This is a genomic window from Frankia casuarinae (genome assembly GCF_000013345.1).
In the GTDB taxonomy this organism is placed as follows: Bacteria; Actinomycetota; Actinomycetes; order Frankiales; family Frankiaceae; genus Frankia; species Frankia casuarinae.
Genome location: NC_007777.1, coordinates 3,994,880 through 4,007,489, shown reverse-complemented (window position 1 = coordinate 4,007,489; position 12,610 = coordinate 3,994,880). Strand labels below are relative to the sequence as shown.

At 70.9% G+C, this 12,610-nt stretch carries 10 protein-coding genes and 1 pseudogene; 10 read left to right on the top strand and 1 reads right to left on the bottom strand.

Features of this window, described 5'->3' with window-relative positions:
• Positions 1-626 precede the first annotated feature (626 nt).
• The 4 genes and pseudogenes from FRANCCI3_RS29145 to FRANCCI3_RS27550 form a co-directional block, all read left to right on the top strand.
• Positions 627-1,109 (top strand): annotated as a pseudogene (locus tag FRANCCI3_RS29145) (radical SAM protein); the annotation flags it as partial.
• An 805-nt stretch (positions 1,110-1,914) separates the two neighbouring features.
• Positions 1,915-2,379 (top strand): carboxymuconolactone decarboxylase family protein, encoded by a 465-nt coding sequence (locus tag FRANCCI3_RS17005; protein ID WP_011437757.1) that lies wholly within the window; start codon positions 1,915-1,917, stop codon positions 2,377-2,379.
• Position 2,380: 1 nt separating this feature from the next.
• Positions 2,381-3,400 (top strand): Gfo/Idh/MocA family protein, encoded by a 1,020-nt coding sequence (locus FRANCCI3_RS17000; protein ID WP_011437755.1) that lies wholly within the window; start codon positions 2,381-2,383, stop codon positions 3,398-3,400.
• The gene (locus FRANCCI3_RS27550; protein ID WP_011437754.1) at positions 3,397-4,197 is read left to right on the top strand and encodes a class I SAM-dependent methyltransferase; all 801 of its coding nucleotides are present in this window, start codon (positions 3,397-3,399) and stop codon (positions 4,195-4,197) included. Before FRANCCI3_RS17000 ends, FRANCCI3_RS27550 begins: the two co-directional genes overlap by 4 nt.
• Positions 4,198-4,307: 110 nt before the next feature.
• Here FRANCCI3_RS27550 and FRANCCI3_RS16990 read toward each other — a convergent pair whose 3' ends face one another.
• The gene (locus FRANCCI3_RS16990; RefSeq protein ID WP_235609335.1) at positions 4,308-5,129 is read right to left on the bottom strand and encodes an Rmt family 16S rRNA (guanine(1405)-N(7))-methyltransferase; all 822 of its coding nucleotides are present in this window, start codon (positions 5,127-5,129) and stop codon (positions 4,308-4,310) included.
• Positions 5,130-5,283: 154 nt separating this feature from the next.
• On the opposite strand from FRANCCI3_RS16990, the gene FRANCCI3_RS16985 reads away from it, so the two are divergent.
• The 6 genes from FRANCCI3_RS16985 to FRANCCI3_RS16960 are packed head-to-tail and all read left to right on the top strand — an operon-like array spanning position 5,284 to position 12,606.
• The gene (locus tag FRANCCI3_RS16985; protein ID WP_011437752.1) at positions 5,284-6,750 is read left to right on the top strand and encodes an NAD(P)/FAD-dependent oxidoreductase; all 1,467 of its coding nucleotides are present in this window, start codon (positions 5,284-5,286) and stop codon (positions 6,748-6,750) included.
• A gap of 2 nt (positions 6,751-6,752) precedes the next feature.
• The gene (locus FRANCCI3_RS16980; protein ID WP_011437751.1) at positions 6,753-8,609 is read left to right on the top strand and encodes a B12-binding domain-containing radical SAM protein; all 1,857 of its coding nucleotides are present in this window, start codon (positions 6,753-6,755) and stop codon (positions 8,607-8,609) included.
• Positions 8,606-9,940 carry an aminotransferase class III-fold pyridoxal phosphate-dependent enzyme gene (locus tag FRANCCI3_RS16975; protein WP_011437750.1) on the top strand — a complete coding sequence of 445 codons (1,335 nt, stop codon included), beginning with the start codon at positions 8,606-8,608 and terminating at the stop codon, positions 9,938-9,940. The genes FRANCCI3_RS16980 and FRANCCI3_RS16975 overlap by 4 nt, the downstream gene beginning before the upstream one ends.
• Positions 9,933-10,739, top strand: a complete 807-nt coding sequence (locus tag FRANCCI3_RS16970) for an APH(3') family aminoglycoside O-phosphotransferase (protein WP_011437749.1) — start codon at positions 9,933-9,935, stop codon at positions 10,737-10,739. Before FRANCCI3_RS16975 ends, FRANCCI3_RS16970 begins: the two co-directional genes overlap by 8 nt.
• Positions 10,739-11,485 carry a PIG-L deacetylase family protein gene (locus tag FRANCCI3_RS16965; protein WP_011437748.1) on the top strand — a complete coding sequence of 249 codons (747 nt, stop codon included), beginning with the start codon at positions 10,739-10,741 and terminating at the stop codon, positions 11,483-11,485. The genes FRANCCI3_RS16970 and FRANCCI3_RS16965 overlap by 1 nt, the downstream gene beginning before the upstream one ends.
• Complete coding sequence (locus FRANCCI3_RS16960; RefSeq protein WP_011437747.1) at positions 11,482-12,606, top strand: radical SAM protein; 1,125 nt, start codon at positions 11,482-11,484, stop codon at positions 12,604-12,606. The genes FRANCCI3_RS16965 and FRANCCI3_RS16960 overlap by 4 nt, the downstream gene beginning before the upstream one ends.
• Positions 12,607-12,610 lie beyond the last annotated feature (4 nt).

Here is a 12,610-nt window from a genome sequence, read left to right as displayed (position 1 = left end):
CCGCACGACCAGGCCGGGCCGGGCGTCAGGACCGCGGCGGTCGTCTCCCATGACCGCCGGTGTGACCGCCCCCACAGGCCGCTCCCGCCCGTAGCGCCGCCCGCCCCGGAGGGGCCGGATGACAGAAAGACGACAGCACGACGGGGGACGGCAGCCTCACAGGTAAGGGACGTGACGTTCCGTGAGATGGCTTCCCGAGCCCGGGCCGGCGACCGGCCCCACACCGCACTCACGCTCCGTCACGACATGATCGGCCCCGTCCGCCGCGCGGGTCACACCGGGATCGCCGCCGCCCGGCGCCGACCCCGCCGCCCCACAACCCCGCCCCGTCCCACCCCTGACCGCGAAGACCCGACCTGACCAGCGCAAACAATGGCACGGGCAACCCGCGGCCCGACCGGCGGCGCCGACACGGGGAGTTCCCCGTCGTTTCCTGAAGCGGATCGGCGCCTCAGTACCTCCGCGTACGACCCGTGCCTGATCCCGGACAACCATGCCCTCCACAGGACCCCGGCAACGCAGAACTGGTTGCTACGCCAGTCACAGTTCCACCTCAACGTCACCCGCCGTCGTCGCGGATGAAGCCGGTGAGCCACAGTTGACCAATCTCGCCATGTTGTCCTACAGTGACGCAATCTTTGCCGGGAGACAACCCTGCTCTCCACCGACAGTTCCCGACGGCGTTCCCGCACTTGTCGAGATCGCTCGTTCGCGGCCGAATCCGCCCAGGTAAAAGCAATGGGTTTGGGGGAATTTTGGAACAGGTCTATCCGCATACCGGGGTGTGCTACACCTACGGGAACCACGAGCGCGTGTACCTGATCTACACCTATGCCTGCAACGCGACCTGCGCACATTGCCTGGTCCAATCGAGTCCACATCGCCGGGAGAGGTTCGACCTGGCCACCGCGATAGAAATCCTGCGGACGGCAGCCAGGTTCGGTCGCAGGTTCCTCGACCTGGGCGGCGGCGAGATCATGCTTCATCCGGAGGACACCTGTGCGCTCGCCCGCGCCGCCACGGATCTCGGGTACTACGTCTCCCTCAACACGAACGGCTTCTGGGCCCGCACCCCCGAACGCGCCCGTACGCTCGTGAGCCGTCTCCAGCAGGCCGGGGTCCAGGCGATCTTCCCGAGTGCGAGCGCCTTTCACCTGCCGTTCGTGCCGGTCGAGCGGCTGCGCCACCTCCGCCGGGCCTGCGCCGACCTCGGCATGGTGCACGAGCTGAGCTGGGTGGCCTCCCACCTGCCCGACGTGGACGCCCAGCTGCTGGACGACCTGGACCTGGGCGGTGAGACGGTCTACCCCAACAGCCTGACCACCGAGGGCAACGACCCGGAAGTCATGGCGGCTCTCACCAGGCACTACAGCCGGTTCACGCCGGACCGGCTCCCCGACTGTGGAAGTCTGCAACTGGGCGTCAACCCGCGCGGGCATGTGATAGCCACCTGCGAGATGACCAATCTCAACGAGAAGTTCCGCGGCACCGCACTGTTCATCGGAGATTTCACCCGGACGCCGTTCGAGCAGCTCCTGGAAGCCGAACGGGACACGGCCGTGCTGCAGTTCCTCTATCATAACCCGCCGGCCGCGCTGCACGATCTGCTGCTCGCCGATCCGCAGGAAGGCGGGGGATACCGGCACCGGTATGCGGATCGCACCTATCACAGCGTCACGGACTACCTCGCCGACCTGCTGCGCGACGAGAACGTGCCGGCCGCGGAGCGCGCCATCGCCCGCGCGTCCGATACCCGCGCGTCCCATGCCAGCGCGTCCCATGCCAGCACAGCGGTTCCCGGCAGGTTCCACCCGGTGATCTCCCGCGCGTCCCCACGTCTAGACCCCGCCGGGAACCGCCGGCCCGCCGGTAATCCGCGATCCGATTCAACGCCTGGTCGAGAGGAATTCATCGATGGCGGAGAAAACGCTAACCTCCAGCTCTTTTCGTCTCCGTGTGGACCTCCTGGCTCCCCACATCATGTCGGCCATGGAGGCTTTCGACGCCGCCACCGACAAGGTCAGCCTGCCGGCCTCGCTCCTGGAACTGGTCCGCACCCGGGCCTCCCAGATCAACGGGTGCGCCTTCTGCGTCGGCGCCCACAGCCCGGCCGCCCTCGAGGCCGGCGCGACCCAGAAGCAGCTGCTGGCCCTGCCCGTCTGGCGCGAGTCGCCGCACTTCTCGGCACAGGAACGTGCGGCGCTGACCCTCACCGAGGCCATCACCCAGATGGACCGCCGGCCGGTCACGGACGAGATGTGGGGCGAGGTCTCGGTGGTCCTCACCGAGGTGGAGCTGGCCGAACTGGTCTGGGTGATCGCGGCGATCAACGTCTGGAACCGCGTCGCCGGTACCGCGCGTCCCTGGCCAGTGGCCTGACATGCGGATCGGACTCGTCGGGGCCGGCCGAATCGGCGCCGTGCACGCCCGCACGCTGGCCGACGACCCCCGGGTGGACGAACTGGTCATCACCGACGTCGACCAGGAGCAGGCCGCCCGCGGGGCGAGCGCGGCCGGGGCCCGGGTCGCGGCGGATCTCGAGGCGCTGATCGCCCTCCGCCCGGACGCGGTGGCGATCGCCTCTCCCACCGACACCCACGCCGACATCGTCCTGCGGTGTTGCGCCCTGGGCATTCCGACCTTCTGCGAGAAGCCGGTCTTCCGGGAGCTAAGCGTCGGTGAACGCGTGGCCACCGAGGTCAGGCTTTCGGGGATCCCGGTGCAGGTGGGCTTCCAGCGCCGGTTCGACACCGGGTTCGGCAACGGGCGGGAGGCCCTGAGATCCGGTGCCCTGGGTCAGCTGCGGCGCGTGCACATGGTCACCGCGGATCCTCAGCCGCCGCCGTTCGACTACGTGGCGGTGTCCGGCGGCATCCATCGTGACTGCCAGATCCACGACTTCGACGCCCTGCGCTGGGTGAGCGGACGCGAGGTGGTCGAGGCGTTCGCCGCAGGTGCCCGGCGCGGCGCCGAGTACTTCGGTGACGTCGGCGACGTGGACGAGACCGTGGTGCTGCTGACCCTCGACGACTGTTCCCTGGCCACCCTGCAGGCGTCCCGTTACAACGGGCACGGCTACGACGTGCGGATGGATCTGGCCGGAACCTCCGCCAGCATCTCGGTGGGCCTCGACGCCCGGGTGCCGCTGCGTTCGGTCGAACCCGACGGGCCGGTACCCGCCGCGCAGCCCTGGTCGTCCTTCATGGACCGGTTCGCCACGGCGTACCGGGCCGAGATGGAGGCGTTCGTGACCATGGTGAGCACCGGCGGTCCCAGTCCCTGCACGCTCGACGACGCCCTCGCCGCGCTGCGCATCGCGGAGGCGGTGACCCAGTCCCGTCTCCGCCGCCGCCCGGTGGCCCTGGAGCACGCGACGCTCACCGCACCGGGAGCCCGATGAGCGTCATCGGGGGGCTCGCCCTGGACGAGGAGGCGGTGTTCGCCGACTTCGCCGCCCGGGTACCACTGGCCGGAGCGGACGTGGTCGAGATCGGTGGGTCTCTTCCCCCCCACCACGCACGGGCCTGCGACGTGGCTTCCTGGGTCGCCGTCGACCCCCGTCGCCCGGCCCGGGGGGACGCCCGGGACCGGTACCGTGTCCTGCCCGTGCCGGCCGAGCAGATGCCGGTACCCGACGGCGGCGCGGACGCCGTGTTCTCCAGCAACGCCTTCCAGTTCGTGGACGTACCCGCCGTGCTCGCCGAGGTCCACCGGGTCCTGCGTCCCGGGGGCCTGCTGTACGCGCACTTCGGCCCGATCTGGAGTGCGGTGGACGGGCACCAGCTCGAGTACGTGCGCTACCGGGAGCAGGACCTGCTCTTCTGGCGCGACACCCTGTTACCGCCCTGGGCCCATCTCGCCTACTCCCGGGACGAGCTGCGGGCGTTGCTGGCCAGTGCACTGCCTGCCGACCTCATCGATCTCCTGGTCTGGCACGTGTTCGACAGCGACACCGTCAACCGGATGTTCTTCGAGGACTACGTGCAGGCCGCGCTCGGGTCCGGTCTGGACTGGGTGCAGGTGAGTGCCACGCACGAGCTGGACTACCGCCTGGATCTTCCCGCCTTCGACCCGAGCCTCCTGCGCACGGTCGACCCCGGGCAGCTCGCCGCCCGGTGGTCCGCCCGCCGCGGCGCCCCCACCCGCCCGGGTCCGCGGGACGTCCTCATGGTGCTGCGTCGCCCGGAGGACCGGTGACCATGGTCGGTGGACCTGTTCCGAGTACCGGGAGACCGCCCGGGGGCCGTGTCTGCCGGGCCGATGCCTGCCGGGTCGATCCGGCCGCGGGCCGGGAAATCCCCGGCCGGTCACCTGCGCACGATGTAGATGAGCTCGTTGGCGATCTCGGCCTGGTCGAAGGTCCAGCCCCGCTCGGCCGCCTGCGCCTCGAAGGCGGCCGAGTACGTCTGGAACATGCCCTTCGAACGCTGCCCCAGCGATCTGGTCGGAAAGCTCACCACCACGAACGGCGACCTCAGCGCGTCGACGAGTTCCCAGCCGGCGCCGGCGCGCTGGCGCTCCAGCAGGGGCAACGTCTTCAGCACCAGCGTCACGTCGGCGTGCTGCGCGGGCACGGCACCCGACACGAGGTCGACCACCTCGACCCGGTGCTCGACCTCCAGCAGGTCCAGCGCCCGGTCCAGGAACTCCATCTGCTGGGAGTCGATGTCCGAGGCCAGGTAGGTGGTCTGCGCGGGCAGGCCCATCGATCCGAAGGCCAGCGGGTTCAGACCGCAGGCCAGATCCTGCACCACGGCCGGCGTGGGAACGGCGCCGAACACCGCGGCGTAGAACTCCCGCAGGTACGGAAGCCGCTCACGGGTGGAGGCGTGCACCCGCATCGCCCGGGACACGGCCGCCGCGACGGCGTCCGGATCCCCGCCCCCGACCGCCGCACCGATGTCGCGCAGCAGCCCCGGGTAGCCGGGGGCCCGCTCCGGCAGGTAGGCGCCGTAGATCTCGTGCAGCGACCGCTTGGTGCGCTTCACCGCCTCCGGCTCGTCCCCCCGGGAGGCGACCAGGGCACGCTCGGCGAGACGACGCACCGTCTCGGGGGCCACCGCCCCGTACCTGCGGCTGCGGGCCACGGTCTCCCGCACCCGGTCCACTGCCTGCTCCTGCGAGCCCACAGGGGCCGAACCGCCACCGTCACGGACCGCCACTGTTCTCCCTACGCCGGCTCCCGGTCGCCACCGGTCAGCATAGCCGCGGCCCACATGATCCCCCGCCGGGACCCGACCGGTACGGACTGGTGAGAAGTGTTGCGCGAGAGGAGCAGAAGTCATGGGCGATCCGTCGGCTACGTGTGATGTCGTCGTCGTCGGTAACGGTTCGGTCGGCATGTCACTGGGACTGGTGCTCGCCCGTCGGAGCCTCAGGGTCGCGGTGGTCGGCGAGTCCGCACGGCCGTGGGCCGCGTCGGCGGCTGCCGGCGCCATGAACGGGTGCTTCGGGGAGGTCACCCCGCAGCTCCTGCGCAGTGAGGTCGGCCGGCTCAAGCTGGAGATGGACTTCCGCGCCACAGCCCTGTGGACGGACTGGGAACAGGCCCTGCTGGAGGAGTCCGACGAGACCGCGATCCGGACCGCGCACGGCACCACCGTCATCCTGAACACGATCGGTGTCCACGACATCGACACCGGCGGGTACGAGGCGATCCGGACCGCGCTGGAGGAGTACAAGGAGCCCTACGAGGAGGTGGATCCGGCCTCGCTCGACTGGCTCGATCCGGTCCCCACCTCCCGTCCCCTGCGGGCGATGCACATCCCCGGCGAGCACGCCGTCGACAGCCCGGCCCTGCTGACCGCTCTGGAGACGGCGATCCGGCGCCGCGGCGGCACGCTGATCGACGACCTCGTCACCGAGGTGGTCGTCTCCGCCGGCCGGGCCACCGGAGTCAGGCTCGCCTCCGGGCGGAGCGTGGCGGCCGGACAGGTGGTGCTCGCCGCCGGGGCACACACCACCGGGCTGCTGGACTGCCTGCCGCCGGACGTCCGCGCCCTGATCCCGCCGGTGGTCGCCGGACGGGGGGTCGCCCTGATGGTCCGCACCGTCACCGGGGCGATCCCCACCGGGGTGATCCGCACGCCCAACCGGGCCTTCGCCTGCGGTCTGCACGTGGTCCCGCGCGGCGACGGCCTGATCTACCTGGGGGCCACCAACGAGGTCGAACGGCACCCCGGCACCTCCGCCGCCATCGGCGAGCTCAACCTGCTCCTCGGTGGCACCCGGCAGTTGCGCGCCGACCTGAACGCCGGCTGGGTCGAGCGCACCCTGATCGGCAACCGGCCCATCCCGCTCGACGGTTTCCCGCTGCTCGGTTCGACCGGTCTGGCCGGGCTGTGGCTCATGACGGGGACCTACCGGGACGGGCTGCACCAGTCACCGCTACTGGCCACCCACATGGCGGACCTGATCCTCGACGGCCCGGGCGCCGTGGGGATGGACCTGTCCGTCTTCACCCCGATCCGGCCACCGATCCAGGCGATGACCCGGGACGAGTGCCTGGCGACCGCCGTCCTGCACACCATGGGGACCGCCTACGAGCACGACTGGAAGATCATGGAGGACTGGCCTCCGATGATCGAGGAGCATTTCCGCTCCGCCTTCACCACCATGCTGGACCGCATCGACTCGGCGTTCGTGCCGCCCCCGGAGATGCTCTTCTTCGCCGACGAGGACATCCACGAACTGTTGCTGTCGTACTACGCGGCCCATGAGAACGCCGCGACGCCCGCCGAGGATCGGTAACCATGACCTGGACGCCCGCCGAGGGGGCCCCTCGGATACTTCTGATCAAACCGCCGATCCGGGCCTGCATGATCGAGATCGGTCGACACATGCCGATCGGCCTGGCCTACCTGGCGTCCCGCCTGCGTGCGGCGGGCATGCAGGTCGACATCTTCGACGCGCTGGCCAACACCGAGGACAACCACGTGGTCGACCCGGCCGACTACACGGCGGCCGACCGTGCCAAGGTCGCCGCACATCCGCGCTGGGGGCACCTGGTCCACTGGGGCGCGCGCTGGGACCGGCTGGAGCAGCAGCTACGCCGCGGCTACGACCTGGTCGGCGTGTCCTGCATGTTCACCCCGTACTACGAGCCGGCCTACGAACTCGGTCGGCTCGCCAGGCGGATCCTGCCGCACGCCCGGGTCGTGCTCGGCGGTCAGCACCCCACGGTCGCCTTCCAGCACGCCATGACCGAGCCCGCCTTCGACGCGCTGGTGCTGGGCGAGGCCGAGTCGAACGTGGTCGAGATCGTGCAGGCCCTGCTGGACGGAGCGCCCCTGACCGGGCTGGCCGGCGTGGCCTATCGCTGCGGCACCGGCCTGTGCGGGTGTCCGCCGGGCGGCCCTGGCGTCCACGTGCAGCCGCGTACCGAGTTCCTCACCGATCTGGACGGCCTGCCCCTGCCGGCGGTCAACCTGCTCGAGATGAGCAGCTACGACTCCACCGCGACGCTGATCACCAGTCGCGGCTGCCCCTTCTCGTGCTCCTTCTGCACGGTGCACGCCACCGTGGGCAGGAAGTTCCGGGCCCGCAGCCCGCACAACGTCGCCGACGAGATCGAGCACTACGTGACCGACCACGGCATCCGCCGGTTCTTCGTCGAGGACGACAACTTCACCTTCGACGTGCCCAGGGTGCGCGAGATCTGCCGCGAGATCACCCGCCGTGGGCTGGACGTCGAACTGCACCTGCCCAACGGGATGACCGTGGTCGACCTGGACGGCTCCCTGGTGGACGACATGGTGTCGGCCGGGTTCCGCAGCCTGTTCCTGGGCCTGGAGACCACCGACCCCGTCCGCCTGCGCCGCATCCGCAAGGGTTTCACCTCGCTGCAGAAGGTCAACGACGGTGCGGCCCTGTTCCGGGAACAGGGGGTGGACGTCGGCGCCTCGCTGATCGTCGGCCTGCTCGGCCAGGAGTGCAGCGAGCTCGCCCGCGACTCGGTCAACCTCATGCTCGCCGGGGTGCGTTTCTGGACCAACCCCTTCTACCCGATCCCCGGCTCCCCCGACTTCGAGCGCTGCCTGCGCACCGGACTGATCACCCCCACCACCGAACTGGCGCTGTACGACCAGTTCAACTTCGCCATCGGTTCGGACCGGCTCAGCCCGGCCGAGCTGTACTGGGCCTGTGTGGTCACCCAGGCGATGGCCCAGTGGACCGGCTATCTCCTGGAGGGGGCGCACGCGCGCCGCCGGGGAGCCGCGGCGACCACCGAGCAGGCCCTGGAACGGCTGGTCCAGCACAGCGGTGACCTGTTCGGCCCGCACGGCGAGCTCGAGGTCCCGGCGGTGCCGGTGGCGGTCGACCGGCAGACCGTGCGCGTGCATCCCGACGGGTGCTTCCACAGCATGCAGCGCCTGGACCCGGCCCGGCTACCGGCGGACTCCTGCACCTTCACCGGGGACGTCATCGCCGCGGCCGTCACCCTCCACACGGGTGTCGCGCACGGTGGGCGTCAGAACGCCGGGACCGGTTCCCCCTGTGCTTTCACCATCAGCACGACCTTGGCCGATCCGGTCGGCGCCGCGGTGGCGGCCACCGTGCTCACCGAACTGGAAACGGCGCTGACAACGAACATGGAGGTTCTCGGGTGACTGCGCTGACCAACCAGGAGACGATCCAGCGGGCCCGGCGGTGCACCGCCGCGGAGGACTACGACATCGGCACCCGGTTTCCCTCGGTCTTCGTCTCGGCCCAAGGTTCCTGGATGGAGGACGTCGAAGGTCGGCGGATCCTCGACGTCACGGCCGCCAGCGGTGCCCTCCTGCTGGGCAACCGCCATCCGCGGGTGGTGGAGTCGATCACCCGTTGCATCGCCGAGCACGGCACCGTCTTCGCGAGCACCCTCTCGCTGCCCCGCATCGAGCTGGCCGAGCGACTGTGCGAGCGCTACCCGGCCGGGGAGAAGGCCGTGTTCAGCAAGACCGGGTCGGAGGCGACCACGGCGGCCATCCGCCTGGCGCGGGCCGCGTCCGGACGCGACGTCATCCTCACCTCCGGCTATCACGGCTGGCACGACTGGCACCTGTCCTACCTGCGCATCGGCTATGACGCGGGCAACCGGATCGGCTGCTTCGGCTACAGCAGGCACGCCCTGGCCCGGATGCTGGACGCGTTCGGCGACGACGTGGCCGCGGTGATCGTCACACCGGAGCCGGCCTGGTTCGACGAGGAGTACTACCGCGGCCTGTCGCGGCTGTGTGCCAGCAAGGGCGTCCTGTTCATCATCGACGAGGTGATCACCGCCTTCCGGTGGGGGGTGCGGGGGCTGAACGGGACCGGGAACGTCCCGGCGGATCTCATCACCATGAGCAAGGGCCTGGGCAACGGGCACTCGATCTCGTCGGTGGTGGGCCGGCGGGACGTGATCGACGCCTACGACACCGCCGGGGTCGCGGGCACGTACACCCGTGAGGTACCGCCGATGGCCGCCGCCCTGGCGGTGCTGGACGAGATCGACGGCACGCAGGCCCATGCCAACGCCGAACGGCTGGGCGGGGTCCTGCGCGACGGGATGCGCGACGTCCTCGCCGCGGTCGGTATCCCGGCCGTGGTCGCCGGCCCGCCGATGATGTTCGACGTCGTGATGCCCTCCGAGCAGATCTCGTGGGACGTCTACCGGGCCGCCTTCGACCACGGCGCCTACTTCGAGGACAGCGGGACCCACATGGTCACCACCGCCTTCACCGACGCCGACGTGGATCATGCCCTGGCCGCCTTCGAGAAGGGCGCCCGCGAGGTCGCCGAACGGCACACCTTCGAGGCGGACGCGCTGTCGCCGGAACGCCTGGCCCAGTTCCGCGCCGAGGCGTTCGGCGGTGAGCTCGACGACGAGGTGGTCCGGCAGCGCATCGAACAGACCGTGCAGGCGGTGGTGGAGCGGGACCCGGCCCTGGCCCGCCGGCTGGATCCGTCCTGTGGTTGAGGCTCCGTCCCGACCCGTCGCGGCACCGGGACCCGGCCCGGACCGGGCCTGGGCACACGTCGTGACCCGCTCCTACGGCACCCGGGTGTACCGGCTCGACGGGCACTACCTGAAGTCGGCGCCGCGACGCGGGCGCGAGGACCATCGCTTTCAGGCCGAGGCCGAGGCCGAGCGGCTCTCGTGGCTGGCCCGGCAGGGGATTCCGGTTCCCGAGGTGGTCGACGTCGGCGCCGACGAGACGCACATGTGGCTGGTCACCCGGGAGGTGCCCGGGGTCCCCGCGGCGGGACCCTGGCCGGCGGACCGGCTCGACCGGGTGATCGACGCGGTGGCCGAACTCGTCCTCGCCTTGCACGGCCTGCCCGCCGCCCGGTGTCCCTTCGACCGCACCCTGCGGATCACCCTCCCGGCCGCCCGGCACGCCGTGCGGACGGGCACCGTCGACCTGGCCGACCTGGAACCACGCCACCGCGGCTGGAGTGCGCAGGACCTGCAGCGGGAACTCGACGCCACCCCGGCACCGGAGCAGGAGCAGCTCGTGGTCTGTCACGGCGATCTCTGCCTGGACAACGTGCTGCTCGACCCGGACACCCTGGCCCCGACCGCGCTGCTCGACGTCGGCCGCTGCGGTGTCGCCGACGTGTGGCTGGACCTGGCCGTGGCGGTGCGCAACATCGGCGAGGAATGCACCCGCTGGGGCTACGGTCCGGGCCACGCGGCCCGGTTGCTGGCCCGCTGCGGCCGACAGCCCGATCCCGTGCGCGAGCACTACTACCGGCTCCTGGACGAGTTCATCTGATGGGGTCGACGGTGCTGCTGGTGTCCCCGCACCCGGACGACCTCGCCTGGTCCGTCGGTGCGACCGTCGCCACGCTGGCCGGCGCGGGACACGACCTGCACGCGGTGACCGTCTTCGGGCGCAGCCGCTATGCGCCGGGGTCGGCGGCGCACGGGGACGCCGCCTCGGTCACCGCGCTGCGTACGGCCGAGGACGCGGCGTGGGCCGACCGGCATGCCGGCGCCGCCCTGGTGTCGTTGCGGCTACCGGACGCCAGCCTGCGCGGGTACACGGACGACACGGAGATGGGTGCTGCCGCCGACCCCGGGCTGGTCCGCCGGGTGGCCGACGGGCTGGCCGCGCTGGCGGCCGCCGTGCGGCCGCGGTTCCTGCTGGCCCCGATGGCCGTCGGCGGCCATGTCGATCACGAGGTGGTCCGCCGGGCGGTGGACGCGGTGGCCCCCTGCCTCGTCCCGGAACCCTCGGTGGTCTGGTACGCCGACCTGCCCTACGCCGCGGCGACCGGCCCGGCGCCGACGCGGGCCGGGACCCTCGTGGCGGCCGGTCCGTACCGGCGGGCCATCGAGCGCGGGGTGCTGTACTACCCCTCCCAGCTGCCCGGCGAGCACCTGCCCGTCCTGCACCGGTACCTCGCGGCGGAAGGCGGTGAGCGGCTGCGCACCGACGAACCATGGGCGACCGAGGCCCTGGCCAACCTGCTCGGTCGAGCGGACCTGTCGGACACGAGATTCGGAGCCCAGCGATGATTCCACTGACCCCGGTGGTCAGGACCATGCCCCGGTACGTGACGGTGTTCGTGAACTGGTCGTGCAACCTGACCTGTCGTGAGTGCTGGATGTACGGGGACTCGGCCGCCGAGAGCGGCTGGCTGGCGGACGTCCGCCGCGACCAGATGAGCCTCGAGATGTGGACCGCGCTGGTCGACGAGCTCGCCGCGGACACCGGCACCCCGGAGACGACCTACCTGACCATGATGGGCGGCGAGCCGCTCATGCACGATCACGCGGTCGAGCTGATGCGGATCGCCAAGGAACGGCTGCCGTCCTGCAACCTGGACATGAGCACGAACGGCACGCTGCTCGACCGGCATGCGGCCGGCATCGTGGCCAGCGGCATCGACGACGTCTACCTGTCCGTCGACGGCCCCTCTCCCGAGGTCAACGACCCCATCCGCGGGCGCAACGCCTTCGGGCGGGCCATGAGGGGCCTGGCCGCCCTGCAGGAGGAGACGCGGCGCGCCGGCCGGGGGCCGAAGGTCGCGATCAACTTCGTGGTTACCGGCATGAACTACACCCACCTGCCCGAGATGGTCCGGCTCACCGAACGGCTGGGCCTGTCCGAGATCACGGTGGGCCTGTCGAGCTTCTTCACCCGCACGGAGGGCGAGGGTTCCCGGGCCGCCTTCGAGGCCGTGACCGGCCGGCCCTTCCTGTCCTGGGCCGGGTACTGCAACGAACACCAGCACGCCGACCTCGATCCGCAGCGGCTGCGCGACCTGCTCGACGAGGCGATGAACACCTCCGACTCGGTGTCGGTCCTGGTCCCCCCCGTCCGCTACAGCAACGAGGACAAGAGCAGGTTCTTCACCCCCCGGTGGCACCAGACCGTCCGGGAGCGGACCTGTGTGAAGCTCTGGGCCCAGACCACGGTGCTTCCCAACGGCCAGGTCGTGAGCTGCACCACGTTCGCCGACACGGTCATGGGGTCGCTGCGGGACGGATCCCTGCGGGAGGTGTTCCACGGCGAGACCTACACCCGGATGCGGGAGACCCTCCGGCAGGGGCTGCAGCCGATCTGCTACCGCTGCTGCGAGTTGAACATGGACATCGACGTGGACCCGACCCTGTACGACGCGGTGGCCCGGTGAGCGA